Annotated in this window: 25 protein-coding genes; 8 read left to right on the top strand and 17 right to left on the bottom strand. The window is 69.8% G+C overall.

From position 1 onward, the window contains the following. Positions 1–15: 15 nt before the first annotated feature. The 7 genes from paaE to FNH21_RS04785 form a co-directional block, all read right to left on the bottom strand. The gene (gene paaE / locus FNH21_RS04755; protein ID WP_152812668.1) at positions 16–1,146 is read right to left on the bottom strand and encodes a 1,2-phenylacetyl-CoA epoxidase subunit PaaE; all 1,131 of its coding nucleotides are present in this window, start codon (positions 1,144–1,146) and stop codon (positions 16–18) included. Next, positions 1,146–1,655, bottom strand: coding sequence for a 1,2-phenylacetyl-CoA epoxidase subunit PaaD (gene paaD / locus FNH21_RS04760; protein WP_338403153.1), 510 nt, complete (start codon positions 1,653–1,655; stop codon positions 1,146–1,148). The genes paaE and paaD overlap by 1 nt, the downstream gene beginning before the upstream one ends. Continuing rightward, positions 1,652–2,476, bottom strand: a complete 825-nt coding sequence (paaC, locus tag FNH21_RS04765) for a 1,2-phenylacetyl-CoA epoxidase subunit PaaC (RefSeq protein WP_191931619.1) — start codon at positions 2,474–2,476, stop codon at positions 1,652–1,654. The genes paaD and paaC overlap by 4 nt, the downstream gene beginning before the upstream one ends. Next, positions 2,473–2,820, bottom strand: a complete 348-nt coding sequence (paaB, locus tag FNH21_RS04770) for a 1,2-phenylacetyl-CoA epoxidase subunit PaaB (RefSeq protein WP_055767621.1) — start codon at positions 2,818–2,820, stop codon at positions 2,473–2,475. The genes paaC and paaB overlap by 4 nt, the downstream gene beginning before the upstream one ends. After that, positions 2,821–3,801 (bottom strand): 1,2-phenylacetyl-CoA epoxidase subunit PaaA, encoded by a 981-nt coding sequence (gene paaA, locus FNH21_RS04775; RefSeq protein ID WP_152812670.1) that lies wholly within the window; start codon positions 3,799–3,801, stop codon positions 2,821–2,823. It lies immediately after the preceding gene. Between the two features lie 79 nt (positions 3,802–3,880). Continuing rightward, the gene (locus FNH21_RS04780) at positions 3,881–4,285 is read right to left on the bottom strand and encodes a DUF7793 family protein (RefSeq protein WP_152812672.1); all 405 of its coding nucleotides are present in this window, start codon (positions 4,283–4,285) and stop codon (positions 3,881–3,883) included. Between the two features lie 115 nt (positions 4,286–4,400). Continuing rightward, positions 4,401–4,844 (bottom strand): helicase associated domain-containing protein, encoded by a 444-nt coding sequence (locus FNH21_RS04785; protein WP_152812674.1) that lies wholly within the window; start codon positions 4,842–4,844, stop codon positions 4,401–4,403. Between the two features lie 146 nt (positions 4,845–4,990). Between FNH21_RS04785 and FNH21_RS04790 the strand changes: the two genes are divergently transcribed. Then, positions 4,991–5,605 (top strand): TetR/AcrR family transcriptional regulator, encoded by a 615-nt coding sequence (locus FNH21_RS04790; RefSeq protein ID WP_055767609.1) that lies wholly within the window; start codon positions 4,991–4,993, stop codon positions 5,603–5,605. A gap of 266 nt (positions 5,606–5,871) precedes the next feature. Then, the gene (locus tag FNH21_RS04795; RefSeq protein WP_152812676.1) at positions 5,872–6,681 is read left to right on the top strand and encodes a hypothetical protein; all 810 of its coding nucleotides are present in this window, start codon (positions 5,872–5,874) and stop codon (positions 6,679–6,681) included. 125 nt (positions 6,682–6,806) lie between these two features. Here FNH21_RS04795 and paaZ read toward each other — a convergent pair whose 3' ends face one another. Genes paaZ through FNH21_RS04815 form a run of 4 tightly spaced genes read right to left on the bottom strand, consistent with a single transcriptional unit; the run spans position 6,807 to position 11,783 of the window. Then, positions 6,807–8,894 carry a phenylacetic acid degradation bifunctional protein PaaZ gene (gene paaZ / locus FNH21_RS04800; protein WP_152812678.1) on the bottom strand — a complete coding sequence of 696 codons (2,088 nt, stop codon included), beginning with the start codon at positions 8,892–8,894 and terminating at the stop codon, positions 6,807–6,809. After that, positions 8,891–9,829: a 3-hydroxyacyl-CoA dehydrogenase family protein gene (locus FNH21_RS04805; RefSeq protein WP_152812680.1), complete on the bottom strand. Its 939-nt coding sequence runs from the start codon at positions 9,827–9,829 to the stop codon at positions 8,891–8,893. Before FNH21_RS04805 ends, paaZ begins: the two co-directional genes overlap by 4 nt. Beyond that, a complete protein-coding gene (locus FNH21_RS04810) occupies positions 9,829–10,575 on the bottom strand; it encodes an enoyl-CoA hydratase/isomerase family protein (RefSeq protein WP_152812681.1) in 747 nt (248 codons plus the stop codon). The genes FNH21_RS04805 and FNH21_RS04810 overlap by 1 nt, the downstream gene beginning before the upstream one ends. Continuing rightward, positions 10,575–11,783: a thiolase family protein gene (locus FNH21_RS04815; RefSeq protein ID WP_152812683.1), complete on the bottom strand. Its 1,209-nt coding sequence runs from the start codon at positions 11,781–11,783 to the stop codon at positions 10,575–10,577. Before FNH21_RS04815 ends, FNH21_RS04810 begins: the two co-directional genes overlap by 1 nt. 186 nt (positions 11,784–11,969) lie before the next feature. Here FNH21_RS04815 and FNH21_RS04820 point away from each other — a divergent pair, with 186 nt between their 5' ends. Beyond that, positions 11,970–14,165 (top strand): S9 family peptidase, encoded by a 2,196-nt coding sequence (locus FNH21_RS04820; RefSeq protein WP_152812685.1) that lies wholly within the window; start codon positions 11,970–11,972, stop codon positions 14,163–14,165. Here FNH21_RS04820 and FNH21_RS04825 read toward each other — a convergent pair. Genes FNH21_RS04825 through FNH21_RS04845 form a run of 5 tightly spaced genes read right to left on the bottom strand, consistent with a single transcriptional unit; the run spans position 14,096 to position 19,834 of the window. Then, the gene (locus tag FNH21_RS04825; protein ID WP_055767590.1) at positions 14,096–15,175 is read right to left on the bottom strand and encodes a LacI family DNA-binding transcriptional regulator; all 1,080 of its coding nucleotides are present in this window, start codon (positions 15,173–15,175) and stop codon (positions 14,096–14,098) included. The genes FNH21_RS04820 and FNH21_RS04825 overlap by 70 nt on opposite strands. Next, entirely contained in the window at positions 15,175–16,644 is a 1,470-nt protein-coding gene (locus tag FNH21_RS04830; RefSeq protein ID WP_152812687.1) for a GH1 family beta-glucosidase, read from the bottom strand. Before FNH21_RS04830 ends, FNH21_RS04825 begins: the two co-directional genes overlap by 1 nt. Continuing rightward, on the bottom strand, positions 16,641–17,540 hold the full coding sequence (locus tag FNH21_RS04835; RefSeq protein WP_152812689.1) for a carbohydrate ABC transporter permease: 900 nt from the start codon (positions 17,538–17,540) through the stop codon (positions 16,641–16,643). The genes FNH21_RS04830 and FNH21_RS04835 overlap by 4 nt, the downstream gene beginning before the upstream one ends. 11 nt (positions 17,541–17,551) lie before the next feature. Further along, the gene (locus tag FNH21_RS04840; protein WP_152812691.1) at positions 17,552–18,538 is read right to left on the bottom strand and encodes a carbohydrate ABC transporter permease; all 987 of its coding nucleotides are present in this window, start codon (positions 18,536–18,538) and stop codon (positions 17,552–17,554) included. 3 nt (positions 18,539–18,541) lie between these two features. After that, the gene (locus FNH21_RS04845; RefSeq protein WP_191931620.1) at positions 18,542–19,834 is read right to left on the bottom strand and encodes an extracellular solute-binding protein; all 1,293 of its coding nucleotides are present in this window, start codon (positions 19,832–19,834) and stop codon (positions 18,542–18,544) included. Positions 19,835–20,364: 530 nt separating this feature from the next. Between FNH21_RS04845 and FNH21_RS04850 the strand changes: the two genes are divergently transcribed. Together FNH21_RS04850 and FNH21_RS04855 are read left to right on the top strand one after the other, a co-directional pair. Continuing rightward, the gene (locus tag FNH21_RS04850; protein ID WP_152814035.1) at positions 20,365–20,715 is read left to right on the top strand and encodes a PaaI family thioesterase; all 351 of its coding nucleotides are present in this window, start codon (positions 20,365–20,367) and stop codon (positions 20,713–20,715) included. Between the two features lie 20 nt (positions 20,716–20,735). Then, entirely contained in the window at positions 20,736–21,599 is an 864-nt protein-coding gene (locus FNH21_RS04855) for an SGNH/GDSL hydrolase family protein (protein WP_152812693.1), read from the top strand. 268 nt (positions 21,600–21,867) lie between these two features. On the opposite strand, the gene FNH21_RS04860 is transcribed toward FNH21_RS04855, so the two are convergent. Next, positions 21,868–22,722 carry a tyrosine-protein phosphatase gene (locus tag FNH21_RS04860; protein WP_152812695.1) on the bottom strand — a complete coding sequence of 285 codons (855 nt, stop codon included), beginning with the start codon at positions 22,720–22,722 and terminating at the stop codon, positions 21,868–21,870. A gap of 208 nt (positions 22,723–22,930) precedes the next feature. On the opposite strand from FNH21_RS04860, the gene FNH21_RS04865 reads away from it, so the two are divergent. From FNH21_RS04865 to FNH21_RS04875, 3 genes are all read left to right on the top strand, one after another. Next, positions 22,931–23,572, top strand: a complete 642-nt coding sequence (locus FNH21_RS04865) for a GAF and ANTAR domain-containing protein (protein WP_338403201.1) — start codon at positions 22,931–22,933, stop codon at positions 23,570–23,572. A 102-nt stretch (positions 23,573–23,674) separates the two neighbouring features. Beyond that, positions 23,675–24,628 (top strand): 1,4-dihydroxy-2-naphthoyl-CoA synthase, encoded by a 954-nt coding sequence (locus FNH21_RS04870; RefSeq protein WP_191931622.1) that lies wholly within the window; start codon positions 23,675–23,677, stop codon positions 24,626–24,628. Between the two features lie 7 nt (positions 24,629–24,635). Further along, positions 24,636–25,766: an AMP-binding protein gene (locus FNH21_RS04875; protein WP_191931623.1), complete on the top strand. Its 1,131-nt coding sequence runs from the start codon at positions 24,636–24,638 to the stop codon at positions 25,764–25,766. Positions 25,767–25,802 lie beyond the last annotated feature (36 nt).

The raw sequence follows: 25,802 nt of genomic DNA on the forward strand, positions 1-25,802 counted from the left end.
CGGTCATCGCTGCTCCTAGGCGTCGTAGTCGACGGTGACGGTGTCGCTGGTGGGATGGGCCTGGCACGTCAGCACGAAGCCCTTCGCCACCTCGTCGGGCTCCAGCGCGTAGTTCTCGGTCATCTCCACGGTGCCCTCGACCACCTTCGCGCGGCACGTGCCGCAGACCCCACCGGCGCATGCGAAGGGGACGTCGGGCCGCACCCGCAGGGCGGCGTTCAGGATGGACTCCCGCGCATGGGTGGGACTCTGCACGGATCCCTGGAGGCCGTCGAGGTTGAAGGAGATGGTGTAGTTCTCGCCGCTCTCCGCGGGCGCGACCGGCCGGCCGATGCTCCCCTCGGGACGTGTGGGCTCGCCCGTCGTGAACAGCTCGAAACGGATCTTCTCAGCGGGGACGCCTCGCTCCGCGAGCGCATCCCGGCAGAGCTGCACCAGCTCGAAGGGCCCGCAGAGGAACCACTCGTCCACCCGCTCGGCGGCCAGGACCGTCCCGAGGAGCTTCTCCAACTTCTCGGCGTCGATCCGGCCGGACAGCAGCGGCGAGATGCGCTGCTCCCGGGACAGGACATGGTGCAGCGCGAACCGCGCGGGGTAGCGGTCCTTGAGGTCGGCGAGTTCCTCGAGGAACATGACGTCCATCGCCGCCCGGTTCGCGTAGATGAGGTCGAAGCGCGCCTTGGGGCTGCCGGCGAGCATCGACCGTGCGATGGAGATCACCGGCGTGATGCCTGATCCCGCCGCGACGGCGACGAGGGAGACGGCCTGCTCACCCGGCGTCGTGCGCGGGGTGAACTGTCCCAGCGGACTCATGACGTCGAGGGTGGCCCCCGTCGCGAGCGACTCGTTGGCCCACGTCGAGAACACGCCGCCGAGGTCGCGCTTGACAGCCACGCGGAGCTCGCCGGGGCGCGGATCGGCACAGATCGAATAGCTGCGCCTTACCTCCCTCGGCGCCCCGTCGACGTCGAGCGTCGCTCTGAGCGCCACGTACTGGCCGGGGAGGTAGTCGTACTTCTCCTGGAGCTCGGCGGGAACGTCGAGGGTGACTTCGACCGCGTCATCGGTGAGGCGGCGCACCTCGCGGACCGTGAGCGTGTTGAAGGCGCTCCGTCGCTGGGTGGAGGGGGCGAGGACGACGGCCATCAGTGCACCTTGAAGTAGTCGAAGGGTTCCCGGCAGTCGTTGCAGACGTACAGGGCCTTGCAGGAGGTCGAGCCGAAGCGCGTCATCTCGCGGGTGTTGAGCGACGAGCACTGCGGACACTTGACGCTGAGCCCGATCCGGACCGGACCGGCGGCGGCCTTCCCCGTGGGCGGGGCGATGCCGTAGTCCACGAGTTTCGCCTTGCCGTCGTCGCTCATCCAGTCCGTGGTCCAGGCCGGCGAGAGGACCAGGCGCACGGCGACGTCGTCGTACCCGGCTCCCGTGAGGGCCGCGGTGACGTCGTCGCGGATGGCGTCCATGGCGGGGCAGCCCGAGTACGTCGGGGTGATGGTCACGAGGACCTGCCCGGTCTCCGCGACATGGGCGTCGCGGAGGATCCCGAGGTCCTCGATCGTGAGGACGGGGATCTCCGGGTCGCAGACCGTCGCCGCGATGTCCCAGGCGGCGGCGTCCACGGCGGACGAGGGCCGCAGGTCGATGACGGTCACCACGACGCCCCGGGGTACTCCCTCGCGAGCACCTGAAGTTCGGCGAGGATGTAGCCGAGATGTTCGCTGTGCCGGCCGAGACGCCCGCCGCCCACGGATCCGGGCACCTGCGGCACCTCCAGATCGGCCTCGGCGAGGACCACCTGCACCGCCGCGTCGAAGGGCGCACGGAGAGTGCTCGGGCGGACACCGACGTCTCCGAGCTCATCGACGAGTGGGTGATCGGTGAAGAGTTCCTCGACGTACGGCCAGGTCAGCTTGAGGCCCGCGATCATCCTGTGGCGCGACTCCTCGGTGCCCTGGCCGAGGCGCAGGATCCACTGGATGCTGTGGTCGCGGTGGTAGTCCACCTCCTTGACCGCCTTCGCGGCGATCGCGGCGAGGGTGGGATCGCTGGAATCCACCAGCCGCGAGTAGAGCTCCCACTGGTAGAGGGCGACGACGAACTGCCGCGCGATGGTGCGGGCGAAGTCGCCGTTGGGCTGCTCGACGAGGTGGACCGAGCGGAACTCGGGCTCCCGGCGGAAGTAGGCGAGATCGTCCTCCGTCCTGTCCCATGCCCGTCCCGCATAGGTGAGGAAGGACCGGGCATGGCCGATCTGGTCGAGCGCGATGTTGGCGAGAGCCACGTCCTCCTCGAGTTCGGGTGCTCGGGAGATCCACCAGCCGAGCCGCTGCGCGAGGATCAGGGCGTCGTCGCCCAGCCACAGTGCGTACTGCGCGACGGCGTCCCCTGGCTTCGTCTCGAGCAGTGCGATGTCCTCCGGCCGCAGGGCATTGCCCGGGGTGATGCGGGTGGCGCTGGCGTTGGCCTCGCTCACAGGTGCTTCACTCCCTCGCTCTTGGTGTAGTACGTCGCGTGCCGGTAGTCCTTGCCCTGGGGGGATTCGAAGAACTGGTCCTTCGCGTCGGGATCGCTGGTGATGATCGCCGTCGCCGGGACCACCCAGAGGCTCACGCCCTCGTTGCGCCGCGTGTAGAGGTCACGAGCGTTCCGCACGGCCATCTCGGCGTCGGGCGCGTGGAGCGATCCGGCGTGGACGTGGGAGAGCCCGCGCGACGACCGCACGAACACCTCCCAGAGCGGCCAGGCAGCACGTGGTTCCCGCGGACCCGACGACGGTGCCTTCGCGCCGTCGTCGCCCGTGGTCGATCCGCCCGTCACCTACGCCGCCTGCGCGGTCTTGAGGACCTGCTTCTCGGCGTAGGCCGCAGCGGCCTCGCGCACCCATGCGCCGTCCTCGTGGGCTTCGCGACGCCGCTCCATGCGCTGGGCGTTGCAGGGTCCACGGCCCGCGAGGACCTCCTTGAACTCGTTCCAGTCCAGGGGCCCGTGCTGCCAGCGGCCGGTCTCCTCGTCGAAGCGCACGTCCTTGTCGGGCAGGTCGAGCCCGAGAACCTTGATCTGCTCGACCATCATGCCGACGAAGCGCGAGCGCAGCTCGTCGTTCGAGAAGCGCTTGATGTTCCACTCCATGGACTTCTGCGAGTTGGGCGAGTCCTCGTCCGGCGGACCGAACATCATCAGGGACGGCGCGTACCAGCGGTTCACGGCGTCCTGCGCCATCTGCTTCTGCGCCTCGGTGCCGTTGGCCAGTTCGAGCAGGATCTCGAAGCCCTGGCGCTGGTGGAAGGACTCCTCCTTGCAGATGCGCACCATCGCCCGGCCGTACGGGCCGTAGGACGCACGGCACAGGGGCACCTGGTTGCAGATGGCTGCACCGTCGACGAGCCAGCCGATCGCACCGATGTCGGCCCAGGTCAGGACGGGGTAGTTGAAGATGCTCGAGTAGCGCGCCTTGCCGGCGATCAGGTCCTCGGTCATCTGGTCACGGGGCGTTCCGAGGGTCTCGGCCGCGGAGTAGAGGTAGAGCCCGTGGCCGGCTTCATCCTGCACCTTGGCCATGAGGACGGCCTTGCGCTTGAGGGACGGCGCGCGCGTGATCCAGTTGGCCTCGGGCTGCATGCCGATGATCTCGGAGTGCGCGTGCTGGGAGATCTGGCGCGTCAGCGACTTGCGGTAGTCGGCCGGCATCCAGTCACGCGGTTCGATGCGTGAGTCCTGGGCGATCAGTTCGTCGAATCGACGCTCACCGGCGGCGTCGTGGTCCTCGCGGCTCCGCGGATCAATCGCTGTCGTCGTCATCGTGCTACCTCGCTCGTCTGGACGTATGCGGCGTATTTACCGACCGTTCGTTCAGTATAGGGAGCGGGGCGTTGAGCAGTCAACGGAACGACGGGTCGCCGGACGGGATCTGCCGGTCAGCGAGGCGTTCCTCCAGCCAGGTGAGCGCCAGGGAGACGGACGTGAAGTACCGGGTGGGATGCACCGCCCTGCATGCTGCCGCGGCCAGCACCTCGTCCATCGGCCCGTCGCCCAGCAGGGCGGCCGCGACCACGAGCGACTCCGCGTTGAAGGCGGCCCGTGCATCGGACCGGACGTCGACCGTCGTCGTCATGTCGACCAGGATGGCGTAGGGCCCGTCCGAGGACATGACCCTGCTCGCGGCGAGCACCGAGAGCGCGTCGTCGTGGTCGATGTGCGTGCCCGGACTCCAGGAGAGGCGCTGCAGGCCGGGCGCGATCAAGGAGACTGTCGCTCGGCCGCTCGCCGCCACCACGCTGTCCATCGGCTTCCTCGCAGAATGCTGCCCTGGCGGCCCGGGCACGTCCGGGTCCGTTGCAGCGCTGCACGTGCGCAGAACCTATCACTCGTCAGGAGGCAGCGTAAGGGGCGGGCCTTGCTCAGACGGTGTGCGCGAGCCCGTCGACAGCCACCGCGTCGAGGATGGCACGAAGTGCGCGGAGTGGCTTCGTCTCGGCCGCTCGGCCGGAGAGCTGCACATGCATCCAGTCCGCAAGGCGCTTCTCCCCCGCCGTGGCCGGCGCCACGAAGGAGGGCAACCGACCCTCCTCCTCGACGAATTCGGCCACACTGGCCACCCTGAGCCATGCCGTACCGGTGCGGGGGCTACCGAGCTCGTCCGCCGTGAGCAACCCCGCCTGCTGCAGGATTTCCCGACGAGCGGGCCCCATCCGTCCGGCACGCACCGACTTCCGCTGCTCGTCGAGCCACAGGGCCAGACGGTGCTCACCGGCAATGGCAGATCGGGACGAGGGCTCACGGCCTTCGGCGTTCATGAAGGCGGTCAGGGCGCGGAGACGGAGGTCCCAGGAGGTGGTCGGCACGGTGAGCGCCCTTTCACGGGTGATGCAGTGGTATCGACAGTAAGGCTACTACTCTCTAGGCAAACTAAGGATTGTGTTCGATTGTGACGCCGTGGCCTGCCGTCCTGCCCGCTCTCCCGACCGAACGGTCGTGCAAAAATGACCGTATGACTGCTGCCGGAGCCGCACCGCTCCCCACTGCCCGCCGGGGACGTCCCGGGTACGACCAGCAGTCGGTCCTCGCCGTCGCCGTCACGGCCTTCAACCGCCACGGCTACGAGGCGACGTCGATGGGCATGCTCGCCGAGGAACTCGGCATCAGCAAGTCGGCGATCTACCACCACGTGCCGTCGAAGGGCGACCTGCTCCGGCTCGCGCTCGACCACGCGCTCGGCGGGCTGGAGGCCGTGCTCGAGGACAGCCGCGCGGGCACCGGTGCCGCGGACGCCCGGCTGGAGTTCGTCCTCCGTGGCACCATCGCCGTCCTGACCGAGCGCCTCCCCTTCGTCACGCTCCTGCTGCGGCTCCGCGGCAACACGGAGGTGGAGCGTGAGGCCCTCGACCGGCGCCGGAGGTTCGACCGTGAGATCGCCGCGCTCGTCGACGCCGCCCGCCACGAGGGCTCCATCCGCGACGACATCGACCCGCGGACAACGACGCGCCTCATCTTCGGGACCATCAACTCGATCGTGGAGTGGTACCGACCCGGAGGACCGCTCACCGCCGACAAGCTGGCCGACGACATCATCCTCATGGTCTTCGACGGCCTGCATCGGCGCTGACCGGGCTGCTCTCCGGCGTCGGAGGACTCCCGCCCACCGGCGTCCCGGGGGACGAAGGCGCGAAGACTCCCATCGCTGAGGAGTTCCGAGTGGGGGATTGCCGCCCGCTCCTCCCACCGACCGTTGCCGGTCAGTGGGAATAGACGCTCCTTCCCACCGACGGAAGCCGGTGAATGGGCTGACGCGTCACCGCAACGGGGCCGTGGCGTCGTCCACAGAGGGACAACACGGCACCCTGGATCCCGACGGGCCGTCACAGTGGTCCCATGACGGTCGTTCACCTGCTTTCCGGGCTGGGTGGGGTGGCCCGGCTGACGGAGCTCGTGGCCGCCGGTACGGGGAGGGCCGCCATCACGACGGCGTGCGAACGGGCTCAGGTCCTCCGGGTTGCCCGCGGTATCTGTGCGCTTCCAAACCATGATCCCGCGGTCGTGGACGCGCTACGGCTGGGCGTCGAACTCGCCTGCGTCAGTGCGGCGCACCACCGCGGGCTCTGGATCCTTCGACAACCCCGGCTGATGCACGTTGCCACGGACCACGGGCGGCAGATCGACACTGCCGGCTTGCGCGTTCATCGAGCGGCACGCCGCGTGACGGATCTCGTCGTGTGCCTGCAGGTCATGCGGTGCCTGCCGGAACTCGATGCCCTGTGCATCGTCGAATCAGCAGTCGTCCGGGGCGCCGTCACGCTCGATGACCTGCGGGAGCACGTCGTCGGGCACAGGTCCGGCGCCCTGCGCCGGATCGTGGCGCTGATCGATCCGCAGGCTGAGTCGATCCTCGAGACGGTCGCGAGGTATCGACTGCTCGAGGCCGGTTTCCACGTCGCGTCGCAGGTGCAGGTGTCCGGCGTCGGTCGTCTCGGCCTCGTTGTCGATGGAGTCCTGGGGGTCGAGGCCGACGGGCGCGAATACCACAGTGACCGGCGCGCCTTCGAGGAAGACCGTCGCCGGTGGAATCTGCTGCCAGCACGCGGGATGCCCGTGCTGCGCGTCACCTGGTCCCTGCTGCAGAGGGATCCGGACACCTTCATTCGACTCGTCAGGGCGGCCCTCGAGGCGCACTCTGCCCCGTGACCGCGATCGGTCGGTGGGCAGAAGCGTCTCCTCCCACTGACCGGCCTCGGCCAGTGGGAGGAACGCGTCCCGACGGCCCCGGAGTGGGCGGAACGGCAGCCCCGAACCGGGACCAGCAGCTCCGGCTACTTCTGCACGAGGGTCAGGACGTCGTAGGTCGCCACGATCTCGTCGTCCTGGTTGTGCAGGATGGCGTCCCAGGCCACCTCGCCGTACTCGTCGGTCTCCCGCGGCGTGATGCGCTTGGCCGTCAGCGTGACCCGGATGGAATCACCCGCGGCGACCGGCGTGATGAAGCGCAGATTCTCCAGGCCGTAGTTGGCGAGGACGGGCCCGGGCTCGGGATCGACGAACAGGCCGGCGCCCCAGGAGAGCAGCAGGTAACCGTGCGCCACGATGCCGGGGAAGAACGGGTTGGCGGCAGCGGCCTCCTCGTTGGTGTGCGCGTAGAAGGTGTCGCCCGTGGTCTCGGCGAAGGCGGTGATGTCCGCCAGCGTCACCTGCCGCAGTGCGGACCGGACGCTGTCGCCGATCCGCAGCGTCGCGAGGTCCTTGCGGAACGGGTGGACGTCGTCGAAGCGGCGGTCCGCTCCCGTGTGCCACTCACCGGTGATGCTCGTGAGCATGTTCGGGGAGCCCTGGACCGCGGTGCGCTGCATGTGGTGCAGCACCGAGCGCATCCCGCCGAGCTCCTCGCCGCCTCCGGCCCGGCCGGGCCCACCGTGCACCAGGTGCGGGACGGGCGAGCCGTGCCCGGTCGAGGAGCGGGCGTCCTCGCGGTTCAGGATGAGCACGCGGCCGTGGTGCGCCGCGATGCCGAGGACCAGTTGCTGCGCCACAGCGGGGTCGTTGGTGCAGACCGTGGCGACGAGCGAACCGGATCCGAGGGCCGCGAGGCGGACGGCGTGCTGGACGTCGTCGTACCCGATCACCGACGCGACGGGGCCGAAGGCCTCGACCGAGTGGAGCGCCCCGGCTTCGACGTCCTGCCAGGTGAGCAGCACCGGTTCCATGAACGCCCCGCCCGGCGCCTTGCCGGAGGTGTTGTCGGCGAGCACGACGTCGGGCGCGTCCAGCGACCCGAACGCCAGGGACGCGCCGCCCGCGATCAGTTCGCGCACGGATTCCTGCACCCCCTCGAGCTGGGCGAGGGAGGCGAGCGCGCCCATCGTGACGCCCTCGGCGCGTGGATCCCCGAGGGTCACCCGCTCCCGGATCCGATCGCCGGCAGCCCGGACGACGTCCTCGACCAGGGATTCGGGCACGATGGACCGCCGGATGCTCGTGCACTTCTGGCCGGCCTTGACCGTGATCTCCGTGACGAGCGACTTCACGAAGGCGTCGAACTCGGGGGTGCCGGGGACGGCGTCGGGTCCCAGGATGGCCGCATTGAGGGAGTCCGTCTCGCCCGTGAAGCGGACGCCGCCGCGCGCGATGGATGCGTGCGACTTGAGGTGATTGGCAGTCGAGGCCGAACCGGTGAAGGAGACGAGGTCGCGGTAGTCGAGGTGGTCGAGGATGTCGCGGGCGGGACCGGAGATCAGCTGCAGCGCGCCCGTCGGCAGGATCGCCGAGCCGATGATGAGCTTCACGACGGCGGCGGTCAGGAACCCGGTGGGCGTGGCGGGCTTCACGATGGTCGGGACGCCGGCGAGGAACGCGGGGGCGAGCTTCTCGAGCATGCCCCACACCGGGAAGTTGAAGGCGTTGATCTGCACGGCGACGCCCGGGATCCGCGTGTGGATGTGCGTCCCGAGGAAGGAGCCGTCCTTCGAGAGCACCTCGGGCGGACCGTCGACGATCACGTGCGAGTTCGGCAGCTCGCGGCGGCCCTTCGAGCCGAACGTGAAGAGCACGCCGATGCCGCCGTCGATGTCCACCATCGAATCGATCCTCGTGGCGCCGGTCTTCGCGGACAGCTCGTACAGCGGTTCACGGTGGGCGTTGAGGTACTGGGCGAGCTCCTTGAGCTTCAGGGCGCGCTCGTGGAAGGTGAAGCGACCGAGCTCGGCCTGCCCCGTGGTCCGCGCGAACCCGATCGCCGCGGCGGTGTCGATGCCGGCCGTGCTGACGACGGCGAGCTCCTCGCCCGTGCTGGCGTCGCGAACCACGGTGCCGTCGTCGTCCGCGGCCGCGCGGTCGGGCGTCCACCAGGCGTCCTCGATGAAGCTGGGGACGACGTCGATCTGTACTCGTTCCGGGGCGGTGGTCATGGCCGCTCACCTTTCGCTGGTTGTGCCGAGGGAGGAGGGGAGACGGAGGACGACGGCGCATCCTCCCAGTCGAAGAAGCCGCGGCCGCTCTTGCGTCCGAGGTGCCCCGCGGCCACCTTGTCACGCAGGATGGCCGGCGGGGTGAAACGGGGGCCGAGTGTGGACTCGAGGTATTCGGCGATGCCGAGGCGGACGTCGAGGCCCACGAGGTCGGTGGTGCGCAGCGGCCCGACCGGATGCCGGTACCCGAGGACCATCGCGGCGTCGATGTCCTCCGCCGACGCGACGCCCTCCTCGAGCATGCGCATGGCTTCGAGGGCGATCGCGACGCCGAGTCGCGAACTGGCGAAGCCGGGGGTGTCCCGCACGACGACGGGCGCCTTCCCGAGCGCGGTCACCCAGGTCCGCGTGGCGGCCTCGAGCTCCGGGGAGGTCTGGCTGCCCACGACCACCTCGATCAGGGCGGAGGCGGGGACGGGGTTGAAGAAGTGGAGGCCGCAGAACCGTTCCGGCCGCCGCAGGGCGCCGGCCAGCGCATCGACCGAGAGCGACGACGTGTTCGTGGCGAGCCAGGCGCCGCCGTCGAGCACGTCCTCGACGGCCCGCAGTGCGTGACGCTTGAGGTCCAGGTCCTCGGGAACCGCCTCGACGACGAGCCCGCAGTCCGCGAAGGCGGCGTAGTCCGTGGAGACCGAGACGCGGGCGGACAGGGTTCCGAGGTCATCCGGCGTCGTCCCGCGGTCGACGCTGCGGCCGAGGGCCTGCGTCACGCGGTCGAGCCCGGCCGCGGCTGCAGCGTCGTCACGCTCGACGACGACGACGCGCGCGCCCGCGAGGCAGAAGGCGTGCGCGATCCCCGCGCCCATGCGACCGCCGCCGAGCACACCGACGGAGGCGGGGACACCGACGACTGAGGGGACGTCGAGGGAGGTCATCAGGAACCCTTCTTCCGGTCGAGGAAGTGCTGCATGCGATCGAACTTGGCCTCGGACTCGAACAGGATGGCCTGCGCCAGCTGGTCGATCACGGGGTGTGACTCCCGGGGGGCGTGGAAGACGCTCTTGGTGATCCGGACGGCGAGGGGGTCCTGGCGGGCGATCCGGTCCGCGAGTCCGTGGGCAGCCGCCAGGAGCTCGTCGGGCTCGTGGACCGAGGAGATGAGGCGTGCGTCGAGGGCCTCCTCCGCGGAGAGGATGCGCCCTGCGAGGAGGATCTCCTTCGCGAGCGGCTCCCCCACGAGTTCCTTCAGGCGCCACGTGGCTCCGGCGGCGGGCAGGATGCCGAGGCCCGTCTCGGGATTCCCGATCTTCAGGCGGGGGGTGCCGATGCGGAGGTCGGCGGCGAAGGCCAGCTCGGCGCCGCCGCCGAGCGCATAGCCGTCGAGGGCGGCGATGACGGGCATCGGCAGGGCCGCGATGCGGGCGAACAGGGTCGAGTTGATGCCCGCGAGGGCGTCGTCGCGCCGCCGTTCCCGCAGCTCGGCGATGTCGGCGCCCGAGGCGAACACGCCGCCGTACCCGATCAGGATCAGCGTGCGCGGAGCGCGCTCGAGGTCCGCGCAGACGGCATGCAGCTCATCGACCATCTGCCGGTCGATGGCATTGCGGACCTCGGGCCGGTGGAGTTCGACGACCAGGACATTCGAGCCCTCGACTTCGGTGAGCTTCAGCGCGGCGGGCATCAGACGCCCTCGAGCAGCATCGCGGTGCCCTGGCCGACGCCCACGCACATGGTCGCGAGCCCGAGGCGGCGCGCCTCCCCGCTGAGTTCCCGCTCCATGCGCCCCAGCAGGGTGATGGCGATGCGGGAGCCCGAGGAGCCGAGCGGGTGGCCGAGGGCGATGGCCCCGCCGTCCCGGTTCACGATCTCCTCGTCGAGACCGAGGCGGCGGATGCACGCGAGGGACTGCGTGGCGAAGGCCTCGTTGAGTTCGACGGCGCCGAGATCGGCGATGCCCGCTCCGGTCCGGTCCAGGACCTTCTGCGTGGCGGGTACGGGACCGATCCCCATGATCTCCGGGGGTACGCCGGCGGAGGCACCGTCGAGGATCCGGGCCCGTGGCGTCAGCCCGTAGCGCTGCAGGGCCGCCTCCGAGGCGACGATCACGGCGGACGCGCCGTCGTTGAGCGAGCTGGAATTCCCGGCCGTGACGATCCCGCCCGGCCGGACGACGGGTCGGAGTCCACCGAGGACCGCCAGGGTCGTCTCGGCGCGCGGTCCCTCGTCGGTGTCCACGGCGAAGGACGTGCGGCCCCGGTTGACCTGCACGGACACGATCTCGTCGTCGAAGCGCCCCGCCTCCATCGCGGCCAGCGCCCGCTCGTGGGACCGGAGCGCGAAGGCGTCGGCGTCGTCGCGCGTGATGCCGTCCACCGAGGCGAGCTCCTCGGCCGTCTCGGGCATCGAGTAGGTGGTCTTCTCCCGTGCGGCGAGCAGCGGATTGGTGAAGCGCCAGCCGATGGAGGTGTCGACGACGGCGCCCGGCTTGGCGAAAGCCTTGTCCGGCTTCTCCATGACCCAGGGCGCGCGACTCATGGACTCGACGCCGCCCGCGATCACGATGTCCGCGGCACCCGCCTTGATCATGTGGGAGGCCATGATGATGGCGGAGAGGCCGGATGCGCACAGGCGGTTGACAGTGATGCCGGGGACGGTGTCCGGGAACCCTGCGAGCAGGGACGCGAGGCGCGCGACGTTGCGATTCTCCTCGCCGGCGCCGTTCGCGTTGCCGAGGATCACCTCGTCGACAGCGGCCGGATCGAGGCCGGCACGCTGGACCACCGACGAGAGGACGAGGGCTGCGAGATCGTCGGGGCGGACACTGGACAGTGCCCCGCCGTAACGGCCCACGGGGGTGCGGACTCCCCCTACCAGGAATGCCTCGGCCATGGTCGTCTCCCTCGTCGTCACAGGTTCGGCCCCGTCGCTCGGAACGAATTACTGAACGCTCGTTCTGTAAAGGCCTGCTCCACCCTTACATGCCCACCCTGCACGGTCAACCGGCGGCAACCCGACCCAGGAGACCGGGCCCGGCGGGTCGCCCTCCGCCGCGCGGGCAGTGGCAAGATGGGAGCCATGACCGCTGACGCCACCGCGCTTGAAGTCCCCGTCCCGCCCGCCGCCAGGAAGGTCCCCTCCGACCGCACGCACCACGGCGACACCTTCGTCGACCACTACGAGTGGATGCGCGACAAGGAGAGTCCGGAGCTGATCGAGTACCTCGAGCGCGAGAACGCCTACACCGAAGCCGTGGCCCGGCACCAGGAGCCGCTGCGCGAGGCCATCTTCACGGAGATCAAGGACCGCACCCAGGAGACCGACCTGTCGGTGCCCGCCCGCAAGAAGGGCTGGTGGTACTACTCGCGCACCGAGGAGGGCAAGCAGTACGGCATCCAGTGCCGCGTCGCCGCGGCGGACACGGGTGATGTCGGCCGTGACTGGACGCCGCCGGAGGTGGTGCCCGGCCGCCCCGTGCCCGGCGAGCAGATCATGCTCGACGGGAACGAGCTCGCCGAGGGCAAGCCCTTCTTCTCCCTCGGCGGCCTGTCCGTGACCGAGGACGGGACGCTGCTCGCATACTGCGAGGACAACGCCGGCGACGAGCGCTTCACGCTCCGCGTCAAGGACCTGACGACCGGCGAGCTCCTCCCCGACGAGGTGCCGAACGTCTTCTACGGCCTCGCCTTCTCCCCCGACGGATCCCGCGTCTACTACACCGTCGTCGATGACTCGTGGCGCCCGTACCAGGTGCGCTCGCACACCCTCGGCACCGCGGTGACGGACGACGACGTCGTCTACCAGGAGGACGACGTCGCCATGTGGACGGGCTTCGAGGTCTCGGCGGACCGCACGCAGCTCCTCATCAGCATCGGCTGCTCCGAGTACAGCGAGTACCGCGTCCTGGACCTCGCGCGGCCCGACGCCGGCCTCACCACGCTGATCTCCCGAGACGAGCGGATCCTGTACGACGCCGAGCCCGTCGTCATCGACGGCGCCGCGCACTACCTGCTCACCCACGACCGCGACGCGAGGAACTCGATGGTCAGCCTCGTACGGGCCTCGGAGTTCGACCGCCCGCTCGCGGACCAGGAGTGGACCACAGTCCTCCCGCACGACGACGCCGTCCGCGTGAACGGGTTGACCGTCACGCAGACGCACCTCGTCCTCTCGGTCCGCAAGGACACCATCGAGCGCGTCCAGGTCCTGCCGCTGGCAGGTCTCGGGTCGAGCGACCAGGAGCTGCCGACGGAACCCGACTTCGACGAGGAACTGTTCACCTGCAACCTCGCGAACGCCGAGTTCGAGTCCCCCGTCATCCGGCTGTCCTATACGTCCTACCTCACTCCGCCACGCGTCTACGACTACGTCCTCGCGGCCGGTTCACTGGAGCTGCGCAAGGAGACAGACGTCCGTGGCGGGTACGACCCGGCGGAGTACGTCGCCGAGCGGCAGTGGGCTCCGGCCGCGGACGGCACGCTGATCCCGCTGTCGGTGGTCCGCCGCGCCGACCTCGCGCAGGACGGCACGCATCCCGCCGTCGTCTACGCCTACGGCAGCTACGAGGTCAGCATGGACCCCGCCTTCTCGATCGCGCGGCTCTCGCTCCTGGACCGCGGCATCGTCTACGTGACCGCGCACATCCGTGGGGGCGGCGAGATGGGCCGGACCTGGTACGAGCAGGGCAAGAAGCTCGCGAAGAAGAACACGTTCACCGACTTCGTCGATGCGACCACCTACATCGGCTCCTCGGGCTGGGCGGACCCTGCGCGCATCGCCGCGATCGGCGGTTCGGCGGGCGGACTGCTCATGGGTGCCGTCGCGAACCTGGCGCCCGAGAAGTACCGGGCGATCGTGGCGCAGGTCCCGTTCGTCGACGCCCTGACCACCATCCTCGACCCGGAGCTCCCGCTCTCCGCGCTCGAGTGGGAGGAGTGGGGCAACCCGATCACGGACCCCGAGGTGTACCGGTACATGAAGGAGTACACGCCCTACGAGAACGTCCGGCCCGTGGCCTACCCGCGGATCGCGGCCGTCACGAGCTACAACGACTCCCGGGTCCTGTACGTCGAGCCGGCCAAGTGGGTGGCGCAGCTCAGGGAGACGACGACGGGCACGGAGCCGATCGTCCTGAAGACCGAGATGGACGGTGGACACGGCGGCGCCAGCGGACGCTACTCCCGCTGGCGCGACATCGCGTGGGACTACGCCTTCGCCGCCGAGGCCGTCGGCGCCACGGATGTGCTGGCGCGTTCCACGAGCTCGGTCGAGTAGATGACGGGCTCCGGGTGCGAGCCCGGAGCCTCGATCTCCTCGAGGAGCATGGTGCCCGCCTTCACGGCCATCTCGACCATGGGCTGCGTGATGGTCGTGAGGGGCGTGGCGGCCGTCTCCGCCACGGCGTGGTTGTCGTAGCCCATGAGGGCGATGTCCCCCGGCACGCTCCTGCCCGCCGCCTGGATGGCCTCCATGACGCCGAGCGCCATGAGGTCCGACGCGGCGAAGATGCCGTCGATGTCCGGGTGCTCGGCCAGCAGCCGCCGGGCAGCAGCGGCGGCCCCGTCGGTCGTGAAGTCGGCGTGGACCACCGGCCCCTCGGGCAGGCCCGCCTCGCGGAGGCCCGCCTGCCAGCCGCGGAGGCGGTCGACGGCGGCCGTCATGTCCGCGGGTCCGGCGACGGTCGCGAGCCTGCGGCGACCGATGCCGCTCAGGTGCCGGGCGGCGATGCGCCCGCCACCCTCGTTGTCGGTATCCACATACGTGACGTCGAACGCCGTGTCCCAGGGGCGGCCGATGAAGATGGTGGGCAGGCCGGTCTCGGAGAGCGATCTCGCCCAGGAATCGGCCTTGTGGTGGGAGACGACGATCGCGCCGTCCACGTGGCCTCCGCGGAGGTAGCGCAGGGTGCGCGCGGAGTCGTCGTCGGTCCTCGACATCAGCAGCACGAGCTGGACGTCGGTCTCGCGGAGCGCCTCCGTGATCCCGGTGATGACGACGGCGAAGAAGGGATCCATCATGACCCGGACGTCGGGTTCGGGGATGACCAGCGCGATCGACGAGGTGCGCCGCGTCACCAGGCTGCGGGCAGCCCTGTTCGGGATGTAGCCGAGGGACACCACGGCACGGTCCACGGCTGCCTGGGCCTCGGGACTGACGCGGTCCCCTCCGTTGATCGCGCGTGAGGCCGTGGAGCGCGACACCCCGGCGGCCAGGGCCAGGTCCTCGAGCGTGGGGCTCGGGCGGCCTGGCACCTGGCGCAGTGACCGGGGCGGGGAGGCGTTCATCACCTCGACAATACGACACCCGGCTTTCCCGCGTCCGCGGCCGAGGCGTCGGCGCTGAGTGCGTTGGTCGCGGCGAGGCGCGCGTACCAGAGGGCACTGGCCTTCGGGATGCGCTCCTGCGTCGCGTAGTCCACCCGGACCAGCCCGAAGCGCTGGTGGTAGCCCCACGCCCATTCGAAGTTGTCCAGGAGGGACCAGGCCAGGTAGCCCCGGAGGTCCACCCCGTCATCGATCGCGTCCTTCATGGCCCGGACGTGCTGGTCGAAGAAGGAGAGGCGGTCCTGGTCGTCCACGAAGCCACCCTCGTCCGGGACGTCGTCGTAGGCCGCCCCGTTCTCGGTGACGTACACGGGGATCCCCGCGGGTCCCGTGTACTCGTCCTGCAGGCGGTTGAGCAGACGGCGGAGTCCCTCCGGCTGCACCTCCCAGTCCATCGCGGTGACGGGCAGGCCGCGTGGGACCGAACGCACGCCGTGTGCCGCGACGTAGGGCGAGGAGATCGGGCGTTCGAGCGGCGCATGGCCCTCCTGGGGGACGGACTCCCCGGCCGGCGTCATGGTGACGGCTTCGCCGTGGTAGTAATTCACCCCGAGGACGTCGATCGGCGTGCCGATGACCTCCAGGTCGCCCTCACGGATGTGCTCCGTCATACCGAGGTGCGCGACGTCCGCGAGGACGTCCTCGGGGTAGGCGCCCCGGAGTACCGGATCGAGGAAGATGCGGTTGAACTGCCCGTCGATCCGGCGGGCCGCATCGCGGTCCGCCTCGCTCTCGGGATCGAGCGGGTCGGGGACGGTGAGGTTCAGCGTGATGCCGAGGGTCGCCTCCGCGTCACGCCGGCGCAGTTCCTGCGTGGCGAGTCCGTGCCCGAGCAGGAGATGGTGTGCGGCGGCGAGTGCCGCCGTCGGCTCCTGGCGGCCGGGCGCATGGATGCCCGCGGCGTAGCCGAGGAAGGCCGCGCACCACGGCTCGTTCAGCGTGGTCCACACGCGGACCCGGTCCCCGAGCGCCTCGTGCATGACCGCCGCGTACTCGGCGAAGCGGTAGGCCGTCTCGCGGTTCGTCCAGCCGCCCTCGTCCTCCAGGGCCTGCGGGAGGTCCCAGTGGTAGAGGGTGAGCCACGGCTTGATGCCCGCTTCGAGGAGCTGGTCCACGAGCGCCGAGTAGAACGCGATGCCCTCCGCGTTCGGGGTGACGCCGTCGGGCATGCAGCGCGACCACGACGTCGAGAAGCGGTACGCCTGCAGGTTGAGGCTCTTCATGAGGCTGACGTCCGAGGCGGACCGGTGGTAGTGGTCGCACGCGACGTCGCCGTTGTGTGCATCCGCCACCGCTCCCGGCACCCGGCTGAAAGTGTCCCAGATGGACGGCCCCCTGCCGCCCTCCCGGGCTGCGCCCTCGATCTGGTAGGCCGCGGTGGCGGCTCCCCAGAGGAAACCCTCGGGGAAGGTGATGTCGGTGCTGCTCATCCTTTGACTGCTCCTTGCATGATTCCTGAAACGAGTTGGCGTCCCGCGACGGCGAAGAGGAGCAGCAGCGGGATGGTGGACAGCACGGCCCCGGCGAGCACGATCGAGTAGTCGACGAAGTGCGCGGCCTGGAGCAGCTGCAGAGCCACCGGAAGGGTGGGGTTGGAGGGATCCAGCACGATGAACGGCCAGAAGAAGTTGGTCCACGTGGCGACGAAGGTGAAGAGTGCGAGCATCGCGGCTGCGGGCCGTGCTGCCGGCAGCCCAACGTACCAGAACGCCTGGATCATCGACGCGCCGTCGATCCGCACGGCCTCGATGAGTTCGTCCGGCAAGGCGTCGCGAAGGTACTGCGTCATCCAGAAGACACCGAAAGCCGTGACGACGCCGGGCACGATCACGGCCCAGAGGGACCCTGTCCACCCGAGTTTCGCCATCACGATGAACAGCGGGACCACGCCGAGCTGGGTGGGCACCGCCATGGTGGCGATGACGAACACGAGCAGCACCTTGCTGCCGCGGAAACGGAGTTTGGCGAACGCGAAGCCGGCAAGCGTGGAGAACAGCACCACCGAGGCGGCCGTGACGGTGGAGACGATGATGCTGTTGCTCAGGGCCTTCCAGAACGGGATGCTGTCCAGCACGGTGGCGGCATTGGCGAAGAAGTTGCCGCCCGGCGTCAACGGGACGCCCTTGCTGATCACCGAGCTGTCGTGGCTGCCCACGAGGAAGGACCACCAGAGCGGGAACACGGATCCGAGGATCACCGCGCCGAGGAAGCCGTAGGTCAGGAAGCCGGGGCGTCGCATGGTTCCACCGGCGCCTCCGCGGCGCCGGGCGCCCAGGCCACGCTGGGCGGCCCGGGCAGCGCCCTTGCCCGCAGTCTGCTCGATCATGGGGACGGAGCTCACTGTCGGCCTCCCTGGTTGGCGATGCGGCGGGTGATGAGGAAGTTCGCCATCGCGATGATGACGATGATCAGGAACAGCAGCCAGGCGACGGCGGATGCCCTGCCGAAGTTGCGCTGCCCCCAGCCGAGCTCCCAGATGTACATGGTGAGCGTCTGCCACTGGCGGTCCGCCCCGCCGAGGCCGGCCTGGTCGAACACCCGGGCCTCGTCGAAGATCTGGAGTCCGCCGATGGTGGCGGTGATGACCACGAAGATGATGGTGGGGCGCAGCATCGGCACGGTGACCGAGAAGAACTGGCGGAGCCGCCCCGCGCCGTCGATGGTCGCGGCCTCGTAGACGTCCCTCGGGATCGCCTGCATGGCCGCGAGGAAGATCAGGGCGTTGTAGCCCGTCCAGCGGAAGTTGACCATGGTGGCGATGGCCGCGTGGCTCGCCAGCGAGTCGGAGTGCCAACGGACCGGGTCCAGGCCCACCCCCACCAACATCTCGTTGAACAGGCCTGCCTGGTCAGCGAAGAGGTTGTTGAAGATCAGCCCCACGGCCACAGGGGCCACCACGAAGGGAACCAGGACGCCCATCCGCCAGAACGTCCGGGCCCTGAGGTTCGCATCCAGCACCGCGGCGATGGCGATGGCGATGACGACCTGCGGGACCGACGAGAGGAGGAAGATGCTGAACGTATTGCCTACCGCGTTCCAGAAGAACGGCTGCGCGAGCACGAACTCGTAGTTCTCCAGCCCGGTGAACTCGCCCTGGCCTCCGATGAGGTTCCAGGAGTGCAGCGAGACCCATGCCGTATAGAGCAGCGGGAAGAGGCCCGTGACGGCGAAGAGCAGGAAGAACGGCGAGATGTAGAGATACGGGGACAGCTTGACGTCCCACTTCGATACCTTCTGGGAGAAGGCCAGCCGCTTCACGCTCTTGTCGCGTGGAGACCGCTGTCTCGTAGGGGGTGGGGTGTGGACCCGGTCCGTGACGGCCATCGGCTACAGAGCGCCCACAGCGGTGACGAACTTCTCCCAGGAGGAGTCGGGATCGTCGGTCTTGTCGACGTCCACGCGGGTCAGCGCCTGCTGCATCGCGTCGTTGATGGCGAAGTACTTCGGGCCCTTGAACGGCGTGACCTCGACGGCGGTGGCGCGGTTCGCGAGGATCTCGCCGGTCGGCGCGTCGTTGAAGAAGGCGTTGGTCTGGCCCAGCAGCGCGTCACTCTCGAGCGCCTCGACCTGGCTGGGGAACGTCCCCTTCGACTCGAAGGCCTTGACCTGCTGCTCGGGAGCCGTGAGCCACTCGGCGAGCTTCTTCGCCTCGGCCTGGTTGGCGCCCTGGGTCGGGACGGTCAGGTACGAGCCGCCCCAGTTGCCGCCGCCGCCGGGGAAGACATCAGCGATGTCCCAGCCCTCGATGCCTTCGGCGTTGCCCTCGATGACACCGAGCATCCAGCCCGGGCAGAGCTTGGTGGCGAAGGCGTCGGACTGGAAGCTCGCCACCCAGTCGTCCTCCCACTGCGTGAGGTGGGCCGAGAGGCCGTCGGTGACGGAGGCCTGGAGGACCTGCTCGTAGATGTCCTTGACCTCGGAGTTGTCGGTCGCGATGACCGCGCCCTCGTTGTCCTCGTAGGCGTTCTGGACCTGGTTGATCATGCCCTGGTAGGTGGCTCCGGCGGAGTCGAACCAGGCGACGCCGTCACTGGCGGCGACGAATTCCTTCCCGGCGTCGAAGTAGTCCTGCCAGGAGCCGTCGAGCATGTCCGCGACGGACTCGCGGTCGCTCGGCAGGCCGGCCTTCTCGAAGAGGTCCGCGCGGTAGCACACGCCCTGGGGGCCGGCGTCGGTGCCGTAGCCGATGAGCTGGCCGTCCTCGGTGGTCGCGGCCGCCATCTTCCAGTCCAGCCAGCGGCCCTCGACAGCGGGATCGCTGAGGTCGGCGAACTGGTCGGGGTATTCGAGCAGTTCGGGCAGCCAGTCGACCTCGATGCCCTCGATGTCGGACAGGCCCGAGCCGGCGGCGAGCCTCGTGGTGAGGTTGTCGCGGGCCTCGTTGGAGGTCGCAGCCTTCTTGTGCTCGATCGTGACGTTCGGGTTGAGCTCCTCGTACTCGGTGAAGAGCTCCTCGTAGCCGAACTCGTTGAAGGTGCCGACCGAGAGGGTGACGTCCTCGGTGCCGGTCTCGCCTTCGGTTCCTGCGTTCTCGGTTCCGCCGGATCCGCAGGCGGTGAGGGCCAGGGCGAGGCATGCCGCCGCGGCGGAAAGTGCTGTGATGCGTGCTCTGCTGTGCACGGGTGACTCCTTTGTCAGCTTCGACACCTGCGGGCGCAGGGCTGTCGAGGGGTTTCTTTGGGTGGACTTTCCTGGCGGCCGGACGGGTTCTCTCACCGCGATGGATGACGAACCGGGACCAGGACGGGGGTGGCGGCGGCGAGAACCGGGAGCACCCGGAACCCGCCGCCGGAGCGAGTGGATTCGGCAGCCCAAGACGTCGGTTCCCGCCACGCTGATCAGGAGCGGTGGGAGCGCTCTCACGCTGTCAGATCATCCTGACTGTGACGTACGGCACTGTCAAGTGGGAGCGCTTCCACGGTAGTCGAGAGACTTCGAGAGCGCGGCATCGTCGCAGGTCAGGGGCGGGACATGATGGTCTTCGTGATGGGATCGTTACCGGAAGGACGCGATCGGGAACCCGAGGACTCCCCCGGGGAAGGGCTAGAGTTGCCGTCGACCGACCCCGTTCCACCGCCCCGGAGACCGCAGCCGTGACCCACGAATCCCCCGCACCCTGGACCATCACCCTCGGCGAGCTCGACGAGAAGATGGGCGTGAGGATCCTCGAGCAGTCGGTGGAACGCGTGGTCGCCACGATGCCCGTCGAGGGCAACCGCCAGTCCTTCGGACTGCTGCACGGCGGCGCTTCCCTGGCCGTCGGGGAGGCCGTCGGCTCCTGGGCGGCGGTCATCCACGCCTCCACCCAGGGCAGGACGGCCGTCGGTGTCGACGTGTCCGCGACCCATCACAGGAGTGCGCGCGAGGGCGTCATCACCATCACCGCGACCCCGCTCCACCTGGGCCGGACCCTCACCACCCACGAGGTCCTGATCACCGATGCGGCAGGCCGGCGCCTGTGCACCCTGAGGATCACGAACCTCCTCCTCGACAAGCGCTGATCCGCGAGTACCGTTAGGCCATGACTCCCGCCGCGCGTGTCCTCCGTCAGCACTCCCTCAGGTTCGCCGTCCTCGCGACCGCAGCCTCCGCCATCCTGGCCGGTGGCGCCGCCCCCGCGGCAGCAGCGCCGAAGCAGCCGCTCTCCTATGTCGCACTCGGTGACTCCTATGCCTCCGGTTTCGGTGCCGGCTCCTACGTGAACGGGTGCGGTCAGTCACCGTTGGGCCTACCCGGCATCCTCGATGGCAAGAAGCAGGTGCAGCTCGTCGCCGACGCCACCTGCGCAGGCGCCAAGGCCGCCACGGAGCCGGGTGGCGCGCTCGATCTCCCCGAACAGGTGGCTCGGGTGGCGGCCGCAGGCGCGCTCTCCCCCGCCACGGACCTCGTCACCCTCTCGGCCGGCGGGAACGACGTCGGATTCGGCGAGATCGCCGGTGCGTGCGCCACGCAGTCCACGGCCGTATGCGCCCAGGTGATCGCCGGCAAGAACGCGACAGCGCTGCCGGCGCTCGACCGGAACCTGGACACGCTCTTCGATTCCATCGACGCGGCCGCGCCGAACGCGACGGTCGCCGTCACCGGGTACCCCCACCTGTTCTCCCCCGAGTTCGGCATCCCGGTCATCCCCGTCGCCTCGCAGACGGCCTTCAACGCCGGAACGGATGCGCTCAATGCGGTCATCCGGAAGCAGGCCGAGGCGCACGGGTACACCTTCGTGGACCTCGTGCAGAAGTTCGACGGCCACGGCCTCGGCTCGCCGTCGCCGTGGATCACCTTCCGCGCCGGCGCGGTGGACAATCTGCACCCGACGGCGGAGGGGTACAAGTCGGGGTATTTCCCCGCCGTCCGCAGCTCGGTCAACCTCGCCCAGCTGCAGCGCTGATCACCCCTTCCCGCCGGACAGGTCCAGGCAGCACCCGGTCCCGTCGGGCAGCGATCTCCCGTCGGGGGCGAGCGGCCCCGCGGACCTCGATGCTCGGTGGTTCCTGTGGTTCCTGTGGTTCCTGTGGTTCCTGTGGTTCCTGTGGTTCCTGTGATTCCTGCGGGGCCTTCGGTTCCAGCGGTTCCTTCGGGGCCTGTGATTCCAGCGGTTCCTTCGGGGCCTGCGGAGCCGGCCTCCCGGCCCGGACACCGCCCGCCGGTCGGCGTCGCTAGGCCTGCACGGGCGCTCGCGAACCGGTGAGCCGCTCGCGCAGCAGGTCGAGCTCGGCCTCCGTGAGCCCGGCGTCGAGCAGGTAGCGCGCGGCGTCGAGTGAGGACAGCAGCGTTCCGAGGTGACCCTGCGCGACGGCGAGCCACTCGGCCAGTTCCTCGTGGGAGCGTGGCGTCTCGTGTGGCACCTCCTGGCCCCGGTAGCGGTCATTGATCGCCGTCACGGCTCTCGCGTAGTCGGCGCCGATCTCCGGATGCGGGATGCCGGAGGCGGCCAGCAGCAGCGCCACCACCATGCCCGTCCGGTCCCTGCCGGCGGCGCAGTGGATGACGACCCCGCCGGGTGGGGCGGTGACGAACGCCCGGGCGATGGCCCCGAACTTCTCCGGCCAGCGGTACAGGTTCTCGCGGTAGTGCTCGGGGGTGTTCAGGTACGGGCCGGTCAACGCCATGAAGTCGGCGTCCGTCTGGTCCTCGGTCGGCAGGTTGAGGACCGTGAACCGGGCGAGGACATCCGGCCGGACGCGTGGGTCCTGGGAACGTCGTCCCAGCTCGAACGGATTGCGCAGGTCGATCACGGTGCGGGCGCCGTGCTCCCAGGCCTGCTCCCACCCCGCCTCCGTGACCCACTCGTGCCGGCCCATCCGGTAGAGGCGCCCCGGCTGCACGGCGGACACGGCCGCTCCGACGTCACGCGCGTTCACCGCTCCGTCCCAGAGGGGACCCGGCGCCGTGGCTCCGGCGGCCGGTGAGTGCGAGCCTGACGATGCTCGGCCCTCGGCGGGCGGCAAGGACGCGCCGGAGCGGACGGGCGGGACTGGGTGGAGCGGGCTCGAGACCGGTGCGGCGTCCATGCGCCGAAGCCTAGCAAGCACAGTCCGGCGGGCGGCGCACGGCCCATCGTCGACGGAGAAGACTCCTGCATCGGCCGTCGGCGCCGACTACGGTGATCCGATGACGCCGAACGGGACCGATGACAGCAGCGCCGTCGAGCAATCGGTGGACAGCGATCTCCTGGACTTCGTGACCGAAACGGGGGACGTCCACGATTTCCTGTAGGAGATCGCCACCCGGGCCGCGCGCCACCTCACGACGCCGGACCACCAGGTGATGTGCGCCGTCTCCCTGCTGCGCCGGCGCCGCCCCATGACCGTCGCCTGGAGCAGCGAGGACGCGCGGCGACTGGACGACGAGCAGAACCGGGTGGCCGAGGGGCCGTGCATCACGGCAGCCCGCTCGCTCGAGACGGTGTACGTCCCGGACACGCTGCAGGACGACCGGTGGCCCGACTACCTGCAGACGGCGGGCGGACAGGGAGTACGTTCCATCCTCGGCACGCCGTTCCACCTCGCCGACGAGGCGAACGCGGGCCTGAACTTCTACAGCTCGTCCCCTGACGCCTTCTCTGCCGCGTCGATCGGCGTCGCGCACGAGTTCGTCCGCGAGACCTCGAATGCACTCCGGCTCGCCGTCCGCCTCGCCGTGCTCGCCTCCGAGCGGGACGATCTCGATGCCGCCCTGCGTTCGCGGTCGACGATCAACACCGCCGTCGGGATCCTGATGGCGCAGAACCACTGCTCGCAGAAGGAGGCGCTGACCTTCCTCGAGCGCGCCTCCAGCGTCCGCAACCTGAAGCTGAGGGACGTGGCAGCCGCCGTCGTCGCCTCCGCCGGCGGTACCGCGGATCCCCCGCCTGCGCCGTGACCGGAAGCCGCGGCACCCGGATCGTTCGGCCCCGGCGCACGGCGGCGTGTATCGCGCACGAAGCACGGCAGGGCGTACCTCCCGCGCGGCTAGACTCGACGGGTGACTTCAGAGCTTCCCGCCTCGGTATCCGACACCTTCGACCCCGCCCGCTGGCGTGTCGTCGCGGGATTCGAGGACTTCACGGACCTGACCTACCACCGCCAGGTGGAGCGCGACCACGACGGCGACGTGGTGCGCGACCTCCCCACGGTGCGCATCGCGTTCGACCGCCCCGAGGTCCGTAACGCCTTCCGTCCGGGCACCGTCGACGAGTTGTACCGCGCGCTCGACCACGCCCGCATGACCCTCGACGTCGCGACGGTCCTGCTGACCGGCAACGGGCCGAGTCCTCGTGACGGAGGCCATGCGTTCTGCTCCGGTGGCGACCAGCGGATCCGCGGCCGGGACGGCTACCGCTATGCGGACGGTGAGACGAGGGAGACGATCGACCCGGCACGCGCCGGACGGCTCCACATCCTCGAGGTGCAGCGCCTGATCCGCACCATGCCGAAGGTCGTGATCGCCGTCGTCAACGGCTGGGCAGCCGGCGGAGGGCACAGCCTGCACGTCGTCGCGGACCTGACGATCGCCTCGGCGCAGCACGGGAAGTTCAAGCAGACCGACGCGACCGTGGGCAGCTTCGACGCCGGATACGGGTCCGCGCTCCTCGCGCGCCAGATCGGGCAGAAGAAGGCGAGGGAGATCTTCTTCCTGGCCCGTGAGTACTCTGCGGTGGAGATGGTGGAGATGGGGGCCGTCAATGAGGCCGTCGATCATGCGGAGCTGGAGGTGGTGGCGCTCGGATACGCGGCGGACATCGCCCGGCAGAGCCCGCAGGCCATCCGTATGCTGAAGTTCGCCTTCAATCTGGCGGACGACGGCCTCGCCGGGCAGCAGGTCTTCGCGGGTGAGGCGACGCGCCTCGCCTACATGACCGACGAGGCCGTGGAGGGCAAGGAGGCGTTCCTCGAGAAACGCGCTCCAGACTGGTCCTCGTTCCCCTACTACTTCTAGGAGCGGCGTGGAACTTCTTCCCGTCCATACCCCGGACGGTTCCGATCCCCTGGAGCTGCTCCCATCCCTCGCCGCGGCACTCGCGGGCGAGGGTCCCGCCGTCGCGCCCCACGTGCTGCCCGACCAGGAGTTCCGGGGCACGCTGCCCAACGACGAGATCGCCGCCGTGATCAGTACTTCCGGGTCCACCGGCACGCCCAAGCAGACGATGCTGAGCGTCGACGCCCTCGCCGCCTCGGCCATGGGGACGGCCTTCGCCCTGAAGGCCGAGGGACAGTGGCTCCTCACCCTGCCGGTGCACTACGTGGCCGGCTTCCAGGTGCTCGTCCGGTCGCTCTTCGCCGGGACGCAGCCGTGGGTCATGGACACCTCGGCAGGGTTCACCCCGGCAGCCTTCACGGCGGGGGCCGCCGAACTGACGGACAAGGTCCGCTTCACATCGCTGGTGCCCACGCAGCTCCACCGCCTGCTGACCGATCCCTCCCCGGAGACCCTGCGGGTCCTGCGGCGCTTCGACCGGATCCTCCTCGGCGGCGCACCTGCCGGTTCCGCCCTGCGTTCCCTGGCACGCAGCCACGACCTGCGGATCGTCGAGACCTACGGCATGAGCGAGACCTGCGGAGGGTGCGTGTACGACGGCGTCCCGCTCGACGGCGTCGACCTCCGCTCCGTCGACGGACGTTTGCGCATCGGTGGGACGGTCCTCGCCGAGGGGTACCTGGGCGCGCCCGAGCTCACCGAGGAGCGGTTCGTCTTCAATGCCGGCCAGCGGTGGTTCGCGACCGACGACGCCGGGGACGTGGCCCTCGACGGCTCGGTGACGGTGCACGGCAGGCTCGACGACGTCATCATCACCGGCGCCCTGAAGGTCTCCGCCGCGAGGGTCACCGACGTGATCGAGGCGCTTCCGGGCGTCGAACAGGCCATGGTCCTCGGCCTCCGCAGCGAGGAGTGGGGCACGGCCGTGGCGGCGGCGATCGTGGGCGACGTGGACGCCGACGTCATCCGCCAGGCGGTCCACGTCGAACTGGGAGCACACGCCGTGCCGAAGGCCATCGTGACCCTGGACGCCTTCCCCCTCCTGCCGGGCGGCAAGCCGGACCGCCGCACCATCCACACCCTGCTCGAACGCGCCTGACCCTCCGGGCAGAGGGCTCCTCCGACATCCGCACCG

This window comes from Arthrobacter bussei, from assembly GCF_009377195.2.
GTDB lineage: Bacteria > Actinomycetota > Actinomycetes > Actinomycetales > Micrococcaceae > Arthrobacter_D > Arthrobacter_D bussei.

What these genes read in the sequence shown, in the direction of transcription:
- FNH21_RS04830 (WP_152812687.1), bottom strand. Translation starts at nt 16,644, where the DNA reads ATGAGCAGCACCGACATCACCTTCCCCGAGGGTTTCCTCTGGGGAGCC.
- FNH21_RS04825 (WP_055767590.1), bottom strand. Translation starts at nt 15,175, where the DNA reads ATGAACGCCTCCCCGCCCCGGTCACTGCGCCAGGTGCCAGGCCGCCCG.
- FNH21_RS04855 (WP_152812693.1), top strand. Translation starts at nt 20,736, where the DNA reads ATGACTCCCGCCGCGCGTGTCCTCCGTCAGCACTCCCTCAGGTTCGCC.
- FNH21_RS04850 (WP_152814035.1), top strand. Translation starts at nt 20,365, where the DNA reads ATGGGCGTGAGGATCCTCGAGCAGTCGGTGGAACGCGTGGTCGCCACG.
- FNH21_RS04810 (WP_152812681.1), bottom strand. Translation starts at nt 10,575, where the DNA reads ATGCCCGCCGCGCTGAAGCTCACCGAAGTCGAGGGCTCGAATGTCCTG.
- FNH21_RS04790 (WP_055767609.1), top strand. Translation starts at nt 4,991, where the DNA reads ATGACTGCTGCCGGAGCCGCACCGCTCCCCACTGCCCGCCGGGGACGT.
- FNH21_RS04805 (WP_152812680.1), bottom strand. Translation starts at nt 9,829, where the DNA reads ATGACCTCCCTCGACGTCCCCTCAGTCGTCGGTGTCCCCGCCTCCGTC.
- FNH21_RS04780 (WP_152812672.1), bottom strand. Translation starts at nt 4,285, where the DNA reads ATGGACAGCGTGGTGGCGGCGAGCGGCCGAGCGACAGTCTCCTTGATC.
- FNH21_RS04820 (WP_152812685.1), top strand. Translation starts at nt 11,970, where the DNA reads ATGACCGCTGACGCCACCGCGCTTGAAGTCCCCGTCCCGCCCGCCGCC.
- FNH21_RS04795 (WP_152812676.1), top strand. Translation starts at nt 5,872, where the DNA reads ATGACGGTCGTTCACCTGCTTTCCGGGCTGGGTGGGGTGGCCCGGCTG.
- paaZ (WP_152812678.1), bottom strand. Translation starts at nt 8,894, where the DNA reads ATGACCACCGCCCCGGAACGAGTACAGATCGACGTCGTCCCCAGCTTC.
- paaA (WP_152812670.1), bottom strand. Translation starts at nt 3,801, where the DNA reads ATGACGACGACAGCGATTGATCCGCGGAGCCGCGAGGACCACGACGCC.
- FNH21_RS04840 (WP_152812691.1), bottom strand. Translation starts at nt 18,538, where the DNA reads ATGGCCGTCACGGACCGGGTCCACACCCCACCCCCTACGAGACAGCGG.
- FNH21_RS04815 (WP_152812683.1), bottom strand. Translation starts at nt 11,783, where the DNA reads ATGGCCGAGGCATTCCTGGTAGGGGGAGTCCGCACCCCCGTGGGCCGT.
- paaE (WP_152812668.1), bottom strand. Translation starts at nt 1,146, where the DNA reads ATGGCCGTCGTCCTCGCCCCCTCCACCCAGCGACGGAGCGCCTTCAAC.
- FNH21_RS04860 (WP_152812695.1), bottom strand. Translation starts at nt 22,722, where the DNA reads ATGGACGCCGCACCGGTCTCGAGCCCGCTCCACCCAGTCCCGCCCGTC.
- FNH21_RS04835 (WP_152812689.1), bottom strand. Translation starts at nt 17,540, where the DNA reads ATGATCGAGCAGACTGCGGGCAAGGGCGCTGCCCGGGCCGCCCAGCGT.